Consider the following 20828-nt stretch of genomic DNA (forward strand, 5'->3'; position numbering starts at 1 on the left):
TTTATATTCGATTGAATTGATAATAGAAATACAAGCGTTAGGTGTGTTTCTTACGATAATCTGCCACCTACTAAGCAACAAAAAAGGGTACAAGCGCTGGCATGTACCCTTTTTTTGACAGTGGTGTTTTTGTCGATGTTTATGCGACAGCTTATGCTTATATACCGATAGGCGCTTAGCCAAGCACTTGGATATAAGCGCCCGCGCGTAGCTCTTGGAGCCAGTCTTCTTTTGCTTGCGGCGCTAGGCGTTGATACAGGGCTTGACGTGCCATATTGCGGCGATATTCGTCGCTGACGTCATGCTGACGCTTGCCCTCGACTTGCAGGATATGCCAGCCAAATTGCGTTTTAAAAGGAGTAGAGTAGTCACCCACGGTGGTGTTTTTCATCATGGCTTCAAATGGGCCTATCATATCGCCTTCACTGACCCAGTCCAAATCGCCACCACGTCCGGCAGAGCCTGGATCATCTGAGTAGGTCGAGGCCAAGCTTGCAAAGTCAGCGCCACCGCGTAGCTGCTCATAGAGGTCATTGATTTTTTGTTCGGCGAGGGCGTCTGTCTGCAGCTCATCGACTTTGACGAGGATATGACGAGTATGCCACTGCGGTACTAGCATGGTATCACTGGCTTTTTTGTCAGCCAGTTTAATGATATCGATACCCTCTGGTGTGATGAGCGGTGCACTGACGGCGCCTACATCGAGTTTGGTAATCTCGCTAGATAGTTCTGTCGGTAGAGATGCTGCTTTATGAAAGCCCATATCGCCACCTTGGAGCGGGATAGGGTAGCTGCCTTGACTGGCGGAGATGGCCTCTGTGACATCGACATTTGGCGTAAGCAGGCGCGTACGTAGGGCTTGAGCGACTTTTAGTGCTTCTTCGCGCTGCGCCTCAGATAGGCGGCTATAGTCGTCCATATAAGGCACGCGCACATGAATGGTTTGGTATTCACTTTGGTTTAGGCGTTTGGCTTCAGGTGAGGCCAAAAATGCATCGATGTCTTGCTCACTGATGCGTACGCGGCTACTGATTTGGCGCTGCTGCAATGCCTGAATAGCGGCGTCTTCGATCAATTGCGCGCGCAGAGCAGCATAGCTACCAGGTTGGGCGGCATCTAGGCGCTGCTGCAAGGCTGCGATACTATTTAAGCCTTCAGCCTGTGCGATTTGGCCAAGACGCTGATTGATGGCCGCGTCGTCGGGCGTCAGGCCGATGCGTTTGACCATCGATAGTTGTAACTCACGCAAGATAAGGGCGTTTAGTACTTCAGACTGTAGCTGTGCTGAGTTGGCTATCGGCTCGCCCGCGGCTTGGGCGCGCGCCTGAGTTTGCTGGATGGCCTCAACCAACTCGCTTTTTAAGATAGCGTTTTCATTGACCAAAGCGATGATACCGTCGGTACTGTTTGCTGGTGTTAAACGACTGGTGCTGGTTGGATCAGCCGCTTGGACGCTCGCAGGCTTGACGGTTGCCGCTTGAGCACTCAAAGTGAGCGCAAGGCTGGCACCCATAGATAGCAGTACCGCGCGGCTGGTCTGACGTACAGAAAAAAATCTCATGATGCTCCTCATCAATGTCATCGCATCGGATGGTAGTCGGTTAACTCTACCCAATACACTTAATAATCAAATAATAGACAGGGTTGTCCCTAAAAGCCTAAAAATACAGGGTTATAAATATCGGTACCATTGCCCCACAGTATCGTTACTGCCTCACATAGTACCTATCATGTCTTAGTCTTTCCAAGCGTTTTGTACAGGCTCAAAACCTAAGATTTTGTCAGAGAGCAGGCGGGTCAAACGGCTGCTACCACTGCCCAAACCATTTAGTCTAATCTCAGCCATCACCGCTTGGGTTGGCTCGTCCTTTACATTGAGGTCATTATAGTAACGACGACCATAAACTGCAAAACCAAAACAGCAGTCTTCGTAATCGACACCGACTAAAGAGTCGAGCATTTTATCACGGTTATAATCGTATTGACCCTGTGCCAATACTCGCCAATTGTTGTTGATAGGAAAAATGGCGGAGGCGGTAAAGGCAGACAATGGCAGCTGATCGGTGTTTTCGTCACGCTGACGCTTGACAAACCCGACGTTAAACAAACTATTGTCCGATGGCTGATAACGCAGCTCAGTGGTCACATAATTTAGGTCATAGTCATTGGTCAAAGCGCCGCTGACATCGACCCAAAAGTTGTTATAAGGCTGCGTACTGGTATTCCACACCATTCCTGAAGACGAAGAGGTAAAGACTGGCTGCTCATTCTCTAAGGTTACGCGTCCATTGTCGATATAAAACTGCTCTGCAATGCTACCATCAAAACGTGTCACACCCGTTGCATCGATGTAACGATAATTTATACCCGGTGTGATGGCGTGCAAATCTTGCAGACGATCGTGACCTAAAAACCAACTGTCAGAAAATAGCTGCTCATAGTTGATAGAGGCGATACGGGTGTTGAAGTTTGGGATGTCGTTTTGATCTTTGTATGGCGAGTAGGTGTACTTTAAGCGCGGGCTGAGCAAACGGTAACCGCCCATGGTCTCATCAAACGCGCCAAATGGTGAGCCTGCTTGATAGAAGTTCAGTCCAGCGTCGATACTGGCCTGCGGTACAAAAGCTGACTGGCTACCATCTTCTTTACTCAGCTGATTGTCTGCCAAGCTGTCTTCGTCATAAGACGTATACAGGTGCTGGAGGCTGAGCTTGGGTTTGACATAGCCCCATGAGCTTTCGATAGGGTAGACGGCGCTGATTTTATTATAAAGACGTGTGCCGCTTTTTTCGTTTTCTGAGCCATCATCGATGGATTTTTTGAAATAAGCGGAGTCATGGACGCCAGTTATATCAAAATTATTGGCGGTGGGCAGGCGATAGTTTACGCTTAGCTGCGGTAAGCGTGAATACGGTTTGTCCTTATCTTGCAACGCCTCGCCATCACCATTGAACGCATCGAGCGTCTGAAAAGTCTCAACTTTTAGCTCGCCGCTGACATAGTCGTTATAGTAGTTTAGGCGCGCCCGTCTTGGTAAGTTTACCGTACTATCAGATAAGCCAAGCGTATCAAAATCATCGAGATAATCTGAGTCTGACACGTAGCTGTATTTGGCATCGCCACTCAACCGCGGAATGCTCTTAGAAGACCATGCATGATCATAAAAAAAGCTACTGCGATCTTCATCACCATACTCTCGGTCGCTTGGCAAATAAGAGCCATTAAAGATACCTTCGCCGTAGTTTTCGGTCAAATAACGAAACTCACCTGATAGCATAGGGTTGCGATCGGTATAGATGTGCGTGTTGATCGTGGCATCATAGTTGGGCGCTAAGTTAAAATAATAAGGCACATCAACTTCTAAGCCGTTTTCACTACTGACACTGGCGCTGGGTAACAAAAACCCGCTGCTACGCCGACTGTCGATCGGAAAGTTAAAATAAGGCAAGTAAAATACGGGCACATCGGCGACACGAAAAGTCGTGTTATATGCCTCGCCGCGACCGGTGTCGGTATCTAAGTCGATGCTTTTGGCGTCAAATTGCCATTTGCGATTGGTCGGAGGGCAGGTGCTAAACATCACCTCATCGAGCTCATACTGCGTCTCATTGGGTCTGTTTAGCTGCTTGGCATAGCCGTGGGCTTGTAATTCGACACTGGCGAACGCCACGTCTTTGGCGGTGGATTGGCCTGTTTCGGTGTTGTAATTGAGGCTATCGGCCACCCCGATGAGGCCGCCTTGCGTCGCTTTGTCTGTCAAATTGACTTGGGTTTGGTTTACCTTGCGCTGCGCTGCTCGCCTGCCAGTTGCCTTGTCCGTAAACATGACTTTGCCTTGCGCTGCCGCCACACCGCTGCCTAAATCCAGCAATACTTTGTCAGCTTCGATATGCTGGGTACCTTGGTTGATAATGACATTGCCTGATAGCTCAGCATAGTCGACATTGTCATAATAGCCGTAGTCTGACTCTGAAAATAGCGGCGCTTGCTGGTTTGGTACCTCACTGACATTCGGCGCGGCTTGTCCATTGATGCCGCCTGCTTCATTGACTGCCCGCTGATAATTGGGGTTGCGTTTAGGATAGACCCATTGACCCTCACAGCGCTGGGCACTATCGATTGCTCTAGGTAGCAGCTCTAGATTGCGGCCAACCTTTGGAATGGTTTGTGCCCTCGGCATGAGCGCCTCTGGTAGCGCGTTTGTCTCATCGTCTGGCAGACTCATGCTGCTATTGATATCTGATGACTCGGTTTCAGGTGTAAGCTCATAAAACTCAGCCAACCGTTTGAGGCTGTCTTGAATACTCTCGTCGCTGTTAGGGGTATCAGTATTGTTATTATCGTTATGGGTATCAGCGCCAGCGTTGTAATGGATACTGTTACTGGTATCAACCTCAGGATTGGCATGGTGAGCCATAGTGGCTGTGGTGTCGACATCTAGAGTGCTGGCCACTTGCTCAGGCGTTTGCAAGGAGGCATTGTCATTGTCGGTATTGATGGTACCGGCAGGCTCATCAAAAAATGTAACGCCGCCATACTGCGCATCGAGCGTGTCGGGTATCGCAGGGGCTGGCACAAATGCTGGCGGCAAGGCAGAGCCTGAGACGCTACTGTTGTCATTGCTATTGCCGTCGTTATTGATCGCTGTTGCCCCCAGTGACGGGCTTGGCGTACTGTCGCTATCGCTCGATGCACGGGCGTTGTTTGCACGGGCATTGTTTACAGTCGAATTTTTTGCGATGGGCGTAAGAGTGCTTTGAGGATAACGGATATCTTGGTCAAAAGCATGGTGGGTGTCTTTTGCCGCGCGACTGGCAGACTGATTTGCTGCCAGATAAGCAGGACGGTGCGCGCTATCTGCAGACAGGGGCTTGGTCGTTTGTGTCTGTGGTTCTGCCTCGCTGAGTGCGGCATTAACCGCAAGGCTCGATAAACCTAACGCGCCAAATAAGATCAAACGAATGCTTTGGTAGAGCGAAGAATATAGCAAGGGCACACCTATGATTGCAGAGCCGGTTAGATTGCGATACGTAATTGAGTGGCCGTATCTTTTAGATACTGTCATACATCAGCGCCGACAGATTGACCTTATTATGCTAAATGGTGTCAACAGTCAGGCGGTTTTACATATAATGACGACTAATCATAGTCAAAAAAAACCAAATCAGCTACACTATTTACCAAAAATTATAAGATGAGCACAGGCTGCTGCATTTATGCTCAGCAGTAGCCATCGTGCCAAACGCGCGCTTATCTACCAATAAAAGCGATGATGACCAAGATAGGCGTCACTATTTTAGCAAGGTTTTGCCAGACTTATCACTACTTTAGTTGTTGACCACCGACATTTACTTTTTTATAACCGATAATACGATTTTAGAGAGCCCTATGACCCAGCCGCTACCCAACAGCCGCCAGCAGCAATTGCACGACTGGCTACAAGCAGTCTTTACAGAGCAGACCTTTGATTTACAGAGTCTGCCAGGGGATGCCAGCGCGCGTCAGTATCATCGCCTGCAGCTGACAACAGAGCCCCAATCGCAAGCGGCACGTTATATTGTCATGGATTCGGCTGATGAACAAGACGCCATGCGTCAGTTTATCAATGTCGCCAAATTGATGGCACCTGTGATCAATGTGCCAACGCTGATTGCGCAGGATGTGGCAAAAGGCTTTTTGGTGCTACAAGACTTTGGTACGGTAGAGTTTGCTCATTTACTAGTTAAAGCCACGCCCGAGCAAGTCGATCGCCATTATCAGCTGGCCATGCAGACGTTGGTCGCATTACAAACACTCTCTGTTGAACAAGCAAAATCTGAGCATCAGCTGCCTGATTATGACAGTGCACTGCTAGACCGAGAGATGGATTTGTTTAGTGAATGGTTTATGCCATATATCGGCGTGGCAGTTGATCCAAAGCTGTGGCGGGCGCTAAAAGCGGTATTGATACAAGAGATTTTGCAGCAGCCAGCAGTCGTCGTCCATCGTGATTATCACAGCCGCAACTTGATGCAAGATCAAGCCGATCACTCACGCTTGGGGGTGATTGATTTTCAAGATGCGGTGATTGGCGCTTATACTTATGATTTGGTATCGCTGCTGCGTGATGCTTATGTGGAGTGGTCTGAGCCGCAGATATCTGCATGGACGCGTGATTTTTGGCAATTACAAAAGCAAGCAGGCTTGAGCACAGCTGCCGATATCGCGCAGTTTGAAAACGATATGAATGTCATGGGTGTCCAGCGCCATCTAAAGGTACTGGGAATCTTTGTGCGCCTATCGCAGCGTGATGGCAAAGACCGCTATTTGGCCGATATTCCGAAAGTGATGCGCGATTTTATGGTTGAGCTAGAATGGTTGGAGGCGCATGGTAGCCTGCAGATGCAGCAAGCGGTGGCACCTTTCAATGACTATCTAAGAGAGCATATATTGCCAGCGTATCAGCGTCAGTTTGTGCAGCAATATATTTAGGCCATTTTTAGCCCGTTTAGATAACTACCGAGTGAATTGAAGGCACGCCCTAGGCAGTATTTAGCAGTATTTAAAAAGCAATAACAAAAACAAAAACACGGAGCGCACATGTCTGAGACCAACCAAGCAACGATTACTCAAGCAATGATTTTGGCAGCTGGCAAGGGTACGCGTCTGCGGCCGCTGACCTTAGAGACTCCCAAGCCTTTGGTAGAGGTGGGCGGTCAGCCGCTGATCGTCTGGCATATCAAGGCACTACGAGCGGCTGGTATTACCGATATCACTATCAACGCCTCATGGCTCGCCGATACCCTGATAGAGAGGTTGGGTGACGGGGCGCAATATGGCGTGACCCTGCATTGGTCGGTCGAAAGCGATGAGCCACTGGAGACGGCAGGAGGGATATTTCAGGCGCTGCAGGCAGCCAAGCTACGAGATGAGCCGTTTATTTTAGTCAACTCGGATGTGTGGACGACTTATGATTTTTCGCAATTGATTGACTATAAGCTGGGGGCGGATCAGCGCGCGCATCTATTGCTGATTGACAATCCAGAGCACAATAGTGGCGGGGATTTTGCCATTAACAATGGTCTTGCCAGCGAGCAGCCGATTGATAATGCAGACAAACATACCTTTGCTGGTATCAGCGTGATGTCGCCAAGACTGGTCGATGGGTTGGCCTCAGGTCAGCCAGCGGCACTGGCGCCGCTGCTCAAGCAGGCGATGATGAAGTTTCAAATCACCGCCGAGGTGATAGCAGATAACTGGATAGACGTTGGCACACCTGAACGTTTGGCGCAAGTCAATGAGTTTATCGATGATAAAGGAGCCGCCAGTCATCAAGGCGCTTAGTGCTCACTGTCTATAGGACAATAAAAAAGCAGCGACCATTTGTGGCGCTGCTTTTTCGTTTGCTAAGGCACGATAAGCCATAAAGGGTGGGTTACCCAACGCTAGGTATCTATGAGCTAGACACCCATAGCCAGCTTAATCAATTGGGCAATGGTAAAAATCACCAAAAAACCCGCGATATATAGACCAATAAACCATGCCCATTGTGATTGCTTTTTACTGAGCTTTTTCATATTCGTCTCCTATCTTTTTATAGATACGCCATACGGGCGGGCGTAGTGACCGCCACCTTTTGCGGTGGCCTGTCACTTTTTAGCTGTCATTTCTCTGATGCTACTTGTTTCTCATACTGCTTGTTCTGACTTAGCACATATACTACGCCTAGTACATATGCTCATGATCTGTCTTGCCCTTAAAAGTATAGTAGGCAAAAGCGGTATAACTTAAGATAATCGGTAGCATGATAGCGGCCCCAATCAGCATAAAGGATAGCGAGGTATCCGCTGCTGCTGCTTCATAAATCGTCATTTCATACGGGACGATATAAGGGAAAACGGCAAAACAGACCCCGATATAACCCATCAAAAATAACGCCACCGTCAAGAGAAATGGGCGATATTCACGCTCTGTCTTTAGGTCTTTACGCATCAAAAAGGCCAAGAGCAGCACGATAATCGGCATGGGTGCCAAATATAGCAAGCCTGGGAAGCTAAACCAGCCTTCAAGCGCTTTGATATCAGAAAAATACATAAAGCCTGTGACGACGACCATTGCGATGATCAGTGCCAATAGCATCCAGCCTGAAACCTTGCGTGCCCATACTTGTAAAGTATGCTCGGTTTTGATAATGAGCCACGTAGAGCCAAGGAGCGCATAGCCGATAATCATGGCAATACCGCAAATGATAGAAAAAGGCGTGAACCAATCAAAAGGCCCGCCTGTATAGAGACGATTGCTTGCCTCAATCCCTTGTATCAACGCGCCCAACATCAGCCCTTGGCAAAAAGTCGCCACCACGGAGCCGATAAAGAAAAAACTGTCCCATACGTGACGACGTGAGGAGGCTTTAAAACGAAACTCAAACGCCACGCCGCGCATGATCAGGCCAAACAGCATAAAGATGACCGGCAGATACAATCCTGTCATGATAATGCCATAAGCGACTGGGAAAGCTGCGAATAAACCGCCACCGCCCAGTACCAGCCACGTCTCATTGCCATCCCAAAAAGGCGCGATAGAGTTCATCATGCGGCTACGGTTTTTGTCTGAGCCTGCAAAAGGAAATAAAATCCCGCAGCCCAAATCAAAACCATCAAGCAACACATAAATAAAGACAGATAAGGCAATCAAGCCGCCCCAGATCAAAGGTAAGTCTAATACATCACCGTAGTTAAACATTAGCGTAACCCTCCATCATCGACATCATCAGCAGGTGTATCGATATTTTCTTTTGTACTTTGATCAGGACTGCTATCACCGCTTAGTGTCCGTCCTTGACTCTCTGTGACTGAGTGCTCATAGAAATTGTCCTCAGCGGGATCTTCAAACGGTTTTGGCCCCTGAGCGATCAGTCGCAAGATATAAAAACTCCCTGCGCCAAAGACAAACACATAAAGCACAATAAAACCAATCAGTGTCGTGGCGACTTGCTGAGCGGCGAGGGGTGACATACTCTCGGCCGTACGTATCACGCCATATACCGTCCATGGCTGACGTCCTGTTTCGGTGACAAACCAACCAGCCAGCAATGCGATAAAACCAAGCGGCGTCATCATCATCCACGCACGGTGAAACCAGACACTTTGTGGATCATACTGTTGTTTTTTAAAGTATTTATACAGACTAAATAAGCCGACCAACACCATGAGCATGCCAATACCGACCATAATACGAAACGCCCAAAATACAATAGCCACAGGGGGCTGATCTTCAGGTGCCCAGTTTTTGAGACCCTTAACTTCACCATCAAACGAATGGGTGAGAATCAAGCCTGAAACATAAGGGATGGCTACCTCGTACTTATTGGTTTGGTTTTCTTGATCAGGCAGCGCAAACAAGCGCAGAGCCGCGCCGCGCTCATCTTCCCAGATACCTTCCATAGCAGCGATTTTGGCTGGCTGATGCTCTAAGGTGTTAAGACCGTGCTCATCACCAATCAACACCTGTGCTGGCGCGACAAATATTGCCATAATCATCGCCATACCTAACATGACACGGCCATGCTGACGGTGCTCTTTGTGCTTTTTAGATTGCAGATAGTAAGCACCGATACCGCCAACGACGAAGGCGGTGGTCAAAAACGCCGCCGTCATCATATGGGCATAACGGTAAGGAAAGGATGGGTTAAAAATAATCTCAAACCAGTTGGTAGGATACAAGATGCCATCCGCGCCCAGCATAAAGCCCTGCGGCGTCTGCATAAAGCTGTTGGCAGACAAAATCCAAAATCCTGAAATTAGCGTACCGATGGCAACGATGGCTGTCGAAGCAAAGTGCATCCGCTTACTCACGCGGCCCCAGCCAAACAGCATAATCCCCAAAAAGGACGCCTCTAAGAAAAACGCAGTCAATACCTCATAGGCAAGTAGAGGGCCTAAAACGTTACCGGCTTTGTCCGAAAACACCGCCCAGTTGGTACCGAACTGGTAGGACATCACCACGCCCGAGACCACCCCCATACCAAAGACCACGGCAAATATTTTGACCCAATGCTTATAGACTTCAGCATAAATAGGCTCGCCGGTCTTTAACCAACGGAACTCAAGCACCGTCAGCCAGCTGGCCAGACCAATAGAAAAGGCGGGAAAAACAATATGAAATGAGATAACAAAAGCGAATTGGATACGCGCAAGCATCAGCGCATCGAGCTGGTCAATCATAAACGTAGCGAACATAAACGGTTACCCTTATCTGTTAGCTGAATAGCGCAGGCTTCCCTCACACGCTCAAATAACAGTCTGCATACTGTCTTTATTTATATATAGGCAATAGGCAGATTGTGTCTCAGTATGGATTAGCGCGCGACCTAAATGATACATGGTGGCTAAGCTAACGACTGTTTAGCTGAATTAAGTAATTTACATCCTTATAAATTAATACATGACTGTTATGTGCTGTCAATATATTATGCGCCTCCCTCGGTACACACGCAAGCGATGCAGCACCCTGACGACCTACCTAGTAGTCACGAATATTTGGGGTAAAAAAACAGATAGATTCTTTAAAAACAACAATAAAAACAATGATTTATTTAAAAAAATCTGCGCTGCTATCAGGGCGGCTATCATGCCTATCTGTCACCGAGTGGGGTACAAATAAGCAACATGTTATCAGTTTGTAGCGTTTCTACTTTTCCTTACAGTCAGCTGCTCATTATCTGCGGCAACGGCTTGAGTATTATTCTTGTAATTGCTTGTGCAAGATCCGCCGTAGCGTCAAGATAGTCTGGGGGTTGCTCTGAATACTATGACCCCCATTTATAATGGTCTCAGAAGCTGCACCGTCTAAGTGCGCACTGGTATAAGGCACGATGCCGTCTGATAGACGTTCAGTCAACGCTTGGCTGATGTTTTTATCGACGGTGACTGCGGCCACCAGCGGCTGTGTCGATGCTTTATTGTTAGCAGTATTGGCGGTGTCAGTAGCGCTAGTGCTGGTAGCGTGACTGTCTTTTTCTTCTTTTATGGCTTGTGATAAGTCGATTTTGGCATTGCCTGGCTGCATCTGTGCCAGCCCTTTGGTGATATCTGAATCGTTATTGGCGATGATGGAGTGATAAGTAATACGGTCATTGATGGAGATATCTCGGGTCAATTGAATAAATGAGGATTTGTCACTCAATTGGCTGGCACCGTTTTGTAGGTATAAAGCGCCAAGTGGGTTTTGTGCCAAGTCGCCTTGGGTGGCAATGGTCGCCAGATTGTCTGTGACCGTCTTGACCAGCCCAACGGGCAGATACACAATGCGGCGCAGCGCACGGGTAAACCAGCGGTCTGCATAATCGGTGCCGCGAAACGGCGCTGATAAAAACACCGCTGTATCCACTTGCGGTAAGGTTATGAGCTCAAAGCGCTCTTTGAGCTCGGTCTCACCAAATGAGGCTTTAAGAGCATCGCGAATTTGCCGCTTTTCGCTATTAGAGAGCAGGTTTTGATCGTCTAAGCTGTCTAAATCCTCGACCAGATTGTCGTCTGATAGCATCATACGGGCGATGACAGCGCCCATGCTGTGGCTGATAATCACGCTGTTTTTGCTGGCGCGGTTCTGTCCTTGTGGGTCGGTTTGGGCATAAGTGCTATTGATCAGGCGCTGGATTTGATAGCGGTTTTCTAAAATCGGTAGATTGGTGGGATAAAATATCTGCCAGACTTGATAGTTATCGCGCAGCTTATCATCGTTTAAGATATCGTTGGTCAAGTTGACCCACGTTGCAGGACTAGAGGCGAGGCCGTGCAGCATAATCAGCACGCGCTTATCAGGGTCATAGGGCTCGAGCATAAACAGCTTGGGCAGTCGGGCGTCAGGCTGGCGAGTGATGAGATTAAGATAACCGACACCGTCCAGCTGGTTTTCTGCCAACCAAAGACCATAGCCTGCCGAAAAATTGGCCGCGATGGGGTAGTTATCACCCAAGATATTGACATGCTCTGTTTGATACGGGTTATAGAGGTGGATATCGAGCGTGCGGCTGCTCAGCGCGTCTAAAACGCTATCGCCGCTGGGCTTGATAAGGCCGGTCAATAACAAATGGCCTGTAGGATAGATACGCGAGCTTGGATTACTCTCATTCTCATTGACGCTGTCGCTGTTTTGCTCATAGGACAAGCGCCCCGCCAACGACGACGCCAATAGTTGCCGAATCGTTGTGGTATAACGATCATCTAACGATGCCACTAGGCTGATGCCGAGCCCCGGGCGTTTGCTGATAGAGTTTAGGCCAGAGAGGCGCAGCTCGTAAGTGGAGACTAGGTCGGCAAGTGCTGAGGCTTGCTTGTGCGCATTTTGTAAGTAGCTGTTTTCGTTTGGCAGATAGACGCCAAGCTGATAGTCATCAACGGCTATTTTCATCACTTTGATTTGGTCAGTGGGTTTGCCTGTGATCGGTGATAAATTGGCGATGGCTGCTTGCTCGCTGCTATCACGCTTGCTTGAGGTGATGGGGAGGTATTCTATCTGTGCCTCGCCCATCAGTTTGTCCGTGCCATCAGCGGACTTATACAGCTGAGTGATGATATCGTTGCTGGCCGCGTTATATATGTCTTGGGTCTGAATATCTGTATCATTGGGAATACGGTTTTGTTGCTGCGACTGCCCGCTGGCCTTATCCGCTCCCTCAAAATCGTGTACGAGCGCGTCATAAAATAAATAGGTGTAGCTCGATTTTACCGCATCAAATAGCCGCTCTTGATAGTCATTGAGACAGCGACTGGTGTTTTGTTGCTGGACTTTGGCGTCTTCTGCACTTAGCGGCGCATTGGCATAATAGGGATCAAGCGGCGGACGAGACAAGGCGTCGCGGCAGGCTTGCGAGCGTGCCAGCTGACGGGCTTTGGCATAGTGTAGCTCGGCAAAAATCGCTAAAGCAGGGCGGTAGTGTTTATTTAGTATGCTATCGGTCAGCTGCGTCAAGCACAGATCAAACTGCTGCATACAGGCTTGCTCGTTTAGCCCTGCAGATAGCAGCGCTGAGGCGGTGTCGCTACTCAGTTTTTTATCAGTGACGATATTGCCGCGCTGGTCGGCGATGGTTTTTGCGGAGGTTTGTTTGTTGACAGACACCGTGCTACAGGCAGGCAGTAGCGCTACTGCGGCAAGCAAGACTGCTAGGGTCATCGACCGCGTTTTTTGATTGGTGTGCATCATCGGTTTGATAAGGCTAAGCGGCGTCATAAGTCAATCCCAAAAACGAGTATCAAAAAGGCGAAGGAGTGCCGGCAGGCGTGCAGATAAGTGTAGCGTAACTTTTGCGATTAGACTATTTATTATCCAGCAAAAAAACACCTTCATTTTTAGTGAGAAAATGAAGGCGCTATAAGGGCTATCGGTCAAACAAGCTGATGTACAGCAGATTAGACGCTTGGTTTGACATTGATGTCAGGGGCAGGGATGTCCCAGATATAAAACTTACCTTCTTCGATAAGTTTGATTTGCTGAGGAATAATGTCGTTGTCGGGGTTCTGACTTTCGAGGCGACGCAGACGCTCCAAGGCTTTGTCACGGCGATCGCTAAGAAGGTCTGATTGTGCCAAGCTTTGCTCTGCTTCGGTGTAGCCCAACGAGACGGCACGGTCTAAGTACTTTTGACCTTCTTTAAACCCGCCACCTTCTGAGAGCATCATGCCATACAAGAAGTTGGCTTCGCCGCTGTCTGGCTGAATTTTGATGGCGCGATCCACATACTGCCCACCGCGGATAGTATAGTCCGAGCCCAAATCTAGGTTGCGGCCCATGCCATTGAGCTTCGCTGCCCGAATCAGTACATCATAAGACGCGTTCGGCGCTTTGGCATAAGGCTCAATCCACTCTGCCAACACCTTGATTTTTTCGCGGGTGTAGTGACGCTGTGAGCGATTAGGGAAGTTGGGTGGGTAATGACGAGCGTTGGGTGAGACATCTTTGATAAAGTCATCGAGTAGGCTGACATCAAGCTTGTCATTATTATCGCCCGTCTGCTGCGGAATCAGTACCGTTGGTACAAAGCTGATATCAGACAGTTGTACTTGCGGAGTGGGGATGTTGGTCAGCTGACCACTACGAAGGTCGATGCCAGTGGCATTCATCGGACCTGGATCGTAGACACGTGTGGTACCAGTGAATTCAGGCGTCGCTGGTGGCCTGACGTCTTGTGGCTGCAACGTACTCATCGGCGGGCGGTTTTGTACGGTGGGTGGCTGCGGTGCGGTGACGGTTTGCGGCGCGGCAGCTTGAGAGGCTGGTGCATTGTTTGTGTTAGCCGCGTTATCCGCCTTTGGCTGAGCCAGACGAATGATACGTTTGCTTGAGTCGATGGGGCTCGGTACAGAGGCGGCGTTAGTGGCATCAGTCGCGCTGCTAGCAGCTTGTGCTTCGGCTGCATGAGCAGGCGCAGAGAGCATCATGGCGCAAGCGGCAGCAACGGCTGTCAGAGTTGCCAGCGCTGGCGCTTTGGGAGATACGCTGGTCGATAACGTAGTGGTTTTCATAAAAATAGATACCTTATTAGTAAGTCAATATTAGTAAGTTAGTGTTTATTAGTATTCATAGGTCGGTTGTTGTATGATTTTATAATGTAGCTGATGAGCAGTATTTACTCATCTGAAGATACCAGATACCAGATATCTGAGACATCTCAGGGCAAAATCGTACAAATTTTTCATACCCTAGCAAATTAAACTGAGCGCTATCAGTAGTAGGATTGTTAATACGATAGCTTTTATAAGTGGTAAGCGGTGGCCTTCATACGGTTGGCCATCCAGCGCATCGTCTGGCGTACAGCGGGTGACAGCGTTGCACCCCCATTTGCGAGCGCCAGCTCACGGTGATGCAGCTCTTCGATATCCATTTGTGCCAATATCTCTTTTGAGCGCTGGTCTTGCTCTGGTAGCTGGGTGATATGATCTTGTAAATGCTCGCTGACTTGCGCTTCTGTCTCGGCGACAAACCCCAAGCTAAACTCATTGGAAATAGCACCTGCCACCGCACCCAGACTAAAAGACATGCCGTACCACAGCGGCGTAAAAATACTGGCATGGCTACCCAGCTCGTCTAGCCGAGTCTCACACCATACCAGATGGTCGACTTCTTCTTCGGCAGACTGCTGCATGGCTTGTTTGACGCCGTCGTCTTTTGCGCTAAAGGCTTGACCGTGATACAGGCCTTGCGCGCATACTTCGCCTGTGTGATTGATGCGCATCAGCCCTGCGACATGACGCGCCTCAGTGATGCTCAGCTCAGGAATCTCATCACTACTCACTGGTAAGGGGCGCGTGCTAGGATTTGAATGTGGGACGACAGCTCGTAACGCCTTATCGACCCCAACTAACAACTGGTCGACTTTGGACAAAGGACGTGGGGCCATAATTCACTCCTCATGACTTATAATCAAAAACAACAAACATTACTATAGCAAACAATCCAAAATATCAGCACCACTATTTATTATGCACGTGCCTACATATCGTCTGCGAAATGTATTATAAAACGCTCGCATCATGGGTTTGGATGACCGCCGCTTTGATATGTTTATGCAGCTTGATGTACAAAAACACGCCAAAGGCGATATTTAGCAGGCTTGTCACCAAAAACAACTGCGGTAGCGTCAAACCCAAGGTGTTTAAAATAACAATCGAAAAAATCGCTGAGGTGACCATAAATATCGCATTAAAGATATTGTTGGCACCCACGATACGAGCACGATGGCTTTTTGGCGCATATGCCTGCATCGACGCATACAGTGGTACGATGTACAAGCCGCCACTAAAACCCAAAAAGAATAAATCGGCAAAGACGCGCCACGTGCCTCTCATCCCAACCAACTCACCAATACCCAGCAGTGTGCCATCAGCGACAGCCATATTTAGGCTAGATAAGGACCAATATAAGTCGACAGCAAAAATACTCAAACCTGCGATACCAAACGGCAGTAGCCGCAAGCTGACTTGGTTTTTGGTCAGTGACTTACATAGCAGCGAACCGATCGATACGCCAACTGAAAACAGCGTTAATAAAAAAATCACCACCGACTCATCACCGTGCAAGATGACCTTGCTAAACTCTGGCGTCTGCGTCAAAAACGTCGCTCCATAAAACCAAAACCAGCTGTTGCCAAGAATGACAAAAAACAAAAAAGGCAAGGAGTATAGATAGCGTACTGTACTCAAACTGGTGGTGAAGATATTCCAGTTGATTGTCAGCGCCGGCTGCATTGCAGGCATCAGCGGGATAAAGCGTGCGGCCAAATAGCCGAGCATAGCCACTAGCAGCACCGTCGCACTGATCCAATAAAGCGATGCGGAGAGCTGCGCCAATACCCCAGCGACTATCATCCCCAGTAAAATCGCCAGTGAAGTGCCCATCTGAAACAAGCCATTAGCGCCGACCAGCTCATTTTCTTTCATCGCTTGTGGTAGATAAGCGTACTTGATCGGCCCAAAAAACGTCGAATGCGTGCCCATCAAAAACAGCGCCACAAACAGCAAGCCATACCATTCAAAGACAAAGCCCACGGCTGCCACCGCCATAATCACCAGCTCAAGCAATTTAATAAACTGCGTCAGCTTGGACTTTTCAAACTTATCAGCGATTTGGCCTGCCAATGCCGAAAATAAAAAATAAGGCAAAATAAACAGCATGGCGGCCAAGTTATTTAAGATACTGACTTCCATACCCAGCTTGCTTGCCGCCGTATACGTCAGTACCAATATCAGCGCTTGCTTAAAAATATTGTCATTAAAGGCGCCCAAAAACTGCGTAAAAAACATGGCACTAAAACGGCGATGCTTAAATAATTGAAACTGATTGGCCATGAAAATTCCTACCGATGGGTCGCGGTTGGTGAGTAAAAAACCGTCAAATAAAACAGTCGGGTGATTATGATTGTTATTAATATCAATAACTTATAAAAATACAGCATGGGGCTTGTAGCCATTAAGCCGTATAATAGCAAGGCTTTGCCAAAAATACATGCGTACAACGCTATGATTTCATAATTATCTAAGTTATGATTTGTAAATTTATATGGCTATATTGCCAAATATAGTGATAATTCAGACCACTGCGATAAGTTTATTCACCGGTAATGCTGAACAATGGCCATCGTTGTTGATACGGTACCGCGTGAGCTGATAGGAATCAATTATGAAGCACCAGCCATCAACTCTAACGCACAACGTATCGCTGACGCCGCAGGATACCTGTGGTCATAGTGCGATTGCCCGTAGTATTATCCGTTCTGATGACAGCGCTCGACCTCACGCCGTGTGCGCGCACGTTACGCGCTCAGCATTATTTACCGCGCTGACGACCAGCTTGGTGGGTTTTGGGGTAGCGCCTACGGTATGGGCTGATGCGCCGCCTACGGTCATGGTCAAAGTTCCTGCCACTCAGTCTGCTAATAGTCTTTCAAGTGCTAGCTCAGCGCCGCGTGAGCCGTTAGAGGACGGCTCGCAAGTAGATGCTGCACTAGACGCGCTACGCCTAAAAAAAGCGGTGGAGCAAGGTATTATCGATCAATCTGTGCTCGATGAGTATAGTGAGCAAAGTCTAGGCCTCAAAAAGTCAGACGTTAAAAAATCAAACACTGAAACATCAAATGCTGTAAATAGTAACTCTTCAATTAACGACCCTTCAAACCGATCGAATAACCAGACGAATAACACAAACGGCGCTGATCGTCATCAAAAAGATCAGACCAGCATGATAGATGGTGTCGATAACGATGCGCTGAATAACAGTTCACTTAATGACAATTCACCTAACGACAATTCACCTAACGACAATGCCCTAAACAATGATGCGCTGGCTAGTGATATGTCTAATACAGGCGCGAACGACAATCTGTTGCAGCAGGCCGCTGAGGTACAGCAGCAGGGTTATCAGATGATGACGCCTGCGCAGATAGAGCGTGAGCTGGCAGCTATTAATCGTCAAAATAATGACATGCTAGAGAGTAATAGTACGGTGACTGGCAATAGCAATGTCAGCACCATTGACGGTGCTGGCCGCTATGACAGAGACTTTGACGCGCCGATTGCCAGTTTGGACGATACCACTCCGCCCGTGGGTTTGGATGTGGCACTGGATGCCACCAATTTGCCAATCCCAAGTAACTTGGAGACGCTGGGTAAAAATGAGAAAGATGAGCGCGCGGCAACACAAGCGCAGACAGACGAAGTGATGTCACGTCCGATCGATGTTAGTGATTCGGTCAGCAGTGGCCGCACTAATGAAGCGACTGATAGCGAGATTGTGGCCAATACCAGCGCCGCTAATGGAGAAAGTGCCGCAGCACAAAACATCAATCCTGATGACTATTTGCCAGATTATCAAACCGATACGCAGGCAGTCAGCCAAAGTATCGAGCAAGCTGATGAAACAAGACCGCTAGCCCGTAACAATGGTAATATCATCAAGCGCCTTTATAATCGCCTGTTTAATGGGGGGGTGAGGGCGTTGCCGCATGTCGACACCACTGTCTATCTACAGCAGGCAGCGGGTACAGACGATGGCAAACCAAAGCTCAAAAAAGCCGATGACGATACCCAACCGATAAAAAACATCAAAGCGGCGCTGGATGATACGACGGTTCAGTCAGTCGTTGACTTTACTGCAGCTTTGCCTCGCCTGCGTCAGACGGCATTAGATGCGGCAAAAGCGGTGGGGTATTATGATGTGACTTTGCGCTTGCGTCAGTCTAACAGCGATAGGATTGATGTCATCATCGAAAATCTGGGAGAGCCTGTGCGTGTGGATAGCCGCATCGTCGAGATTCGCGGCGAAGGGGGTGAGCAGCCGGAGTTTGCTGCGCTCGAAACGGACTTGCCACCACAAGAGGGCGATATCTTTAACCACCGCGTCTACAAAAACAGCAAAGCGGCTTTGGAGTCGTTGAGTAACACTTATGGTTATTTTGATGAGTATTGGCTAAACAAATCGGTCGATATCATCTTGCCAGACAACACCGCCGACGTCGCTTTGGTTTATAACACAGGCGATCGTTACGAGTTTGATGACGTGGTGTTTTTTACTTATGATGAAGCGACCAATACTCTGACACGAGACCCTGACAAGCTGCCAGTTGAGATGTCATTGTTACAGCAGCTCATCGGCTTTGAGCCGGGCGACAAGTTTTATCGGCCAGCGGTGACCAAGTTTAGTAACGATTTGTCGGCGACCCGTTATTTTAACACCGTCAACGTAGAGTCCATCTTGCCACCTGATGAGAGCAGTGAGGCGAGCACTTTGGCTTTTGACAATGCGCCTACTGCCAATACTGCGCCTACCGCCAATGGTAATGAGATATTGGACAGTGATGTCAATAATGGTGCGACCAACAATGCCGCTACGGCAGCCAGCACAGCCAGTAATGATGGGCGTATGAGTGCAGAAAGCGGCGGTGTCGCAAGCGAAAGCTCGGCCAGTAATAGCGGCGCGACAGTCGACCCTGCCGATATCGCGGCCATCGAGTTTGAGGCAGATGAAGCCACGCTGGATAAACTACAAGCCATCAAACAAAAAGCTGAGCGTTTAAGCCGCTTGCCAAACGATCGCGTACTTGATGAAAAAGACCAAGAGGCGGACAGCATCTTGGGTAAAATCAGTGACTCCATCAGTAATGTGGCGCAAAAGATATTTCCAGACGAAAAAAACTTACTGGCCGACGAAAACTTTGTGCCGCCCACGCTGGCAGGACGTAAAACCCCGCAAGACGTGGCTGAAAGCAAAAAAGTACCGCTGTATGTTTTTGTGTCCTCCAACAAGCCGCGTGATGCCCAAGTCGGTCTAGGTTATGGGACAGATACAGGTGTCAGGGCCACTGCCAAAATAGATTATAATTTGCTCAATCGTCAAGGCTATCAAGCAGGGGTAGAGACTGAAGTTTCGAGAATCACGAAAAATGTCGCTGTCTATGGCAGCAGGCCTTGGAAACATCCGCTCAATGATAAGTTAGATGGGCGTCTGACCTATGAAGAAGAGGTCATTGATCAAGGCGAAGGTAACTTTGATTTGTCCACCAAAACGCTAAAAGCGGCCATTGCCCGTAACATCCGCCGTGACAGTGGCTGGAACCGCAGCTACTCTATGCGTTATCGCTTAGATGAGCTAGAGACGGGCGTAGATGAGACAGAGCTTGATGACCTGCCCATTCGCTTTACGTCTTCTAAGCCCAAGCAGCAAGCATTACTGTTTGGCTATGGCATGAACAAAACTGACGTGGACAGTACGACCAACCCGACTCGCGGTATCCGCCAGTATTACTCGCTCGAAGCTGGGACTGACAAAGCGCTGAGCGACACCGATTTGGCCATCGTTCGCGCTGGTGTCAGTGGTATTTATAGTTTTGGTGACGATAAAAAACATCAGGTATTAGGCAGTCTCAATACAGGCTATATTTGGGCAGATGATTTTTATGATGTGCCTTATAAGCTGCGTTTTTTTGCAGGCGGCGACCAAAGCATTCGCGGCTACGACTATGAGAGTTTATCCCCGCTAGATAAGGGCTACTTGACAGGCGGGCAGGTGCTGGCAGTCGGTAGCGCTGAGTATAACTATGAGTTTAGACCAGGGTTTCGCGGTGCTTTCTTTACGGATGTGGGCAATGCCTACGACAAAGACTTTGAGACAGATACCAAGGTCGGCGTCGGTGTCGGTATCCGCTGGGCTTCCCCTGTCGGTGTGGTACGGGTGGATGTCGCCGCGGGTGTGACAGAGGAGAGTATTCCGGTTAGACTGCACTTCTTTATTGGTTCGCCCTTATAGCTTTATTGTCATTTTTCGTATTTATCGCGCCGATTGCTGGTCATCATTCT

At 48.6% G+C, this 20828-nt stretch carries 12 protein-coding genes; 3 read left to right on the forward strand and 9 right to left on the reverse strand.

Translation table 11 applies throughout. From position 1 onward, the window contains the following. Positions 1-175 precede the first annotated feature (175 nt). Both BTV99_RS02145 and BTV99_RS02150 read right to left on the reverse strand, forming a co-directional pair. Positions 176-1561 (reverse strand): peptidylprolyl isomerase, encoded by a 1386-nt coding sequence (locus tag BTV99_RS02145; protein ID WP_075100681.1) that lies wholly within the window; start codon positions 1559-1561, stop codon positions 176-178. Positions 1562-1735: 174 nt separating this feature from the next. Then, a complete protein-coding gene (locus BTV99_RS02150; protein ID WP_256713706.1) occupies positions 1736-4990 on the reverse strand; it encodes an LPS-assembly protein LptD in 3255 nt (1084 codons plus the stop codon). 398 nt (positions 4991-5388) lie between these two features. Here BTV99_RS02150 and BTV99_RS02160 point away from each other — a divergent pair, with 398 nt between their 5' ends. Then, positions 5389-6471 (forward strand): aminoglycoside phosphotransferase family protein, encoded by a 1083-nt coding sequence (locus BTV99_RS02160; RefSeq protein WP_075100773.1) that lies wholly within the window; start codon positions 5389-5391, stop codon positions 6469-6471. Between the two features lie 108 nt (positions 6472-6579). Next, on the forward strand, positions 6580-7323 hold the full coding sequence (gene murU / locus BTV99_RS02165; RefSeq protein WP_075100683.1) for an N-acetylmuramate alpha-1-phosphate uridylyltransferase MurU: 744 nt from the start codon (positions 6580-6582) through the stop codon (positions 7321-7323). 116 nt (positions 7324-7439) lie between these two features. Here the strand turns inward: murU and BTV99_RS13865 are convergent, their stop codons facing one another. The 7 genes from BTV99_RS13865 to BTV99_RS02195 form a co-directional block, all read right to left on the reverse strand. After that, positions 7440-7556: a DUF2474 domain-containing protein gene (locus tag BTV99_RS13865; protein ID WP_372046312.1), complete on the reverse strand. Its 117-nt coding sequence runs from the start codon at positions 7554-7556 to the stop codon at positions 7440-7442. Between the two features lie 148 nt (positions 7557-7704). Further along, the gene (gene cydB, locus BTV99_RS02170; protein ID WP_075100684.1) at positions 7705-8721 is read right to left on the reverse strand and encodes a cytochrome d ubiquinol oxidase subunit II; all 1017 of its coding nucleotides are present in this window, start codon (positions 8719-8721) and stop codon (positions 7705-7707) included. Beyond that, positions 8721-10217 (reverse strand): cytochrome ubiquinol oxidase subunit I, encoded by a 1497-nt coding sequence (locus BTV99_RS02175; RefSeq protein WP_075100685.1) that lies wholly within the window; start codon positions 10215-10217, stop codon positions 8721-8723. Before BTV99_RS02175 ends, cydB begins: the two co-directional genes overlap by 1 nt. Before the next feature lie 502 nt (positions 10218-10719). After that, positions 10720-13155, reverse strand: a complete 2436-nt coding sequence (locus tag BTV99_RS02180) for a triacylglycerol lipase (RefSeq protein ID WP_075100774.1) — start codon at positions 13153-13155, stop codon at positions 10720-10722. Between the two features lie 236 nt (positions 13156-13391). Continuing rightward, positions 13392-14504: a hypothetical protein gene (locus tag BTV99_RS02185; RefSeq protein WP_075100686.1), complete on the reverse strand. Its 1113-nt coding sequence runs from the start codon at positions 14502-14504 to the stop codon at positions 13392-13394. Positions 14505-14734: 230 nt separating this feature from the next. Further along, positions 14735-15379 carry a 2-polyprenyl-3-methyl-6-methoxy-1,4-benzoquinone monooxygenase gene (gene coq7, locus BTV99_RS02190; RefSeq protein ID WP_075100687.1) on the reverse strand — a complete coding sequence of 215 codons (645 nt, stop codon included), beginning with the start codon at positions 15377-15379 and terminating at the stop codon, positions 14735-14737. Between the two features lie 115 nt (positions 15380-15494). Continuing rightward, positions 15495-16826, reverse strand: coding sequence for an MFS transporter (locus BTV99_RS02195; protein ID WP_075100688.1), 1332 nt, complete (start codon positions 16824-16826; stop codon positions 15495-15497). A 331-nt stretch (positions 16827-17157) separates the two neighbouring features. Here BTV99_RS02195 and BTV99_RS02200 point away from each other — a divergent pair, with 331 nt between their 5' ends. Further along, positions 17158-20778 carry an autotransporter assembly complex family protein gene (locus BTV99_RS02200; RefSeq protein WP_075100689.1) on the forward strand — a complete coding sequence of 1207 codons (3621 nt, stop codon included), beginning with the start codon at positions 17158-17160 and terminating at the stop codon, positions 20776-20778. Positions 20779-20828: the final 50 nt, after the last annotated feature.

The sequence above is a fragment of the Psychrobacter sp. Rd 27.2 genome (genome assembly GCF_001921755.1).
GTDB classification, from domain to species: domain Bacteria; phylum Pseudomonadota; class Gammaproteobacteria; order Pseudomonadales; family Moraxellaceae; genus Psychrobacter; species Psychrobacter celer.

Excerpts from the sequence above, each read along its gene's own strand:
- BTV99_RS02160 (WP_075100773.1), top strand. The coding sequence starts at position 5,389 with ATGACCCAGCCGCTACCCAACAGCCGCCAGCAGCAATTGCACGACTGG.
- BTV99_RS02180 (WP_075100774.1), bottom strand. The coding sequence starts at position 13,155 with ATGACCCTAGCAGTCTTGCTTGCCGCAGTAGCGCTACTGCCTGCCTGT.
- BTV99_RS02185 (WP_075100686.1), bottom strand. The coding sequence starts at position 14,504 with ATGAAAACCACTACGTTATCGACCAGCGTATCTCCCAAAGCGCCAGCG.
- coq7 (WP_075100687.1), bottom strand. The coding sequence starts at position 15,379 with ATGGCCCCACGTCCTTTGTCCAAAGTCGACCAGTTGTTAGTTGGGGTC.
- BTV99_RS02145 (WP_075100681.1), bottom strand. The coding sequence starts at position 1,561 with ATGAGATTTTTTTCTGTACGTCAGACCAGCCGCGCGGTACTGCTATCT.
- cydB (WP_075100684.1), bottom strand. The coding sequence starts at position 8,721 with ATGTTTAACTACGGTGATGTATTAGACTTACCTTTGATCTGGGGCGGC.
- BTV99_RS02200 (WP_075100689.1), top strand. The coding sequence starts at position 17,158 with ATGAAGCACCAGCCATCAACTCTAACGCACAACGTATCGCTGACGCCG.
- BTV99_RS13865 (WP_372046312.1), bottom strand. The coding sequence starts at position 7,556 with ATGAAAAAGCTCAGTAAAAAGCAATCACAATGGGCATGGTTTATTGGT.
- BTV99_RS02175 (WP_075100685.1), bottom strand. The coding sequence starts at position 10,217 with ATGTTCGCTACGTTTATGATTGACCAGCTCGATGCGCTGATGCTTGCG.
- BTV99_RS02195 (WP_075100688.1), bottom strand. The coding sequence starts at position 16,826 with ATGGCCAATCAGTTTCAATTATTTAAGCATCGCCGTTTTAGTGCCATG.
- murU (WP_075100683.1), top strand. The coding sequence starts at position 6,580 with ATGTCTGAGACCAACCAAGCAACGATTACTCAAGCAATGATTTTGGCA.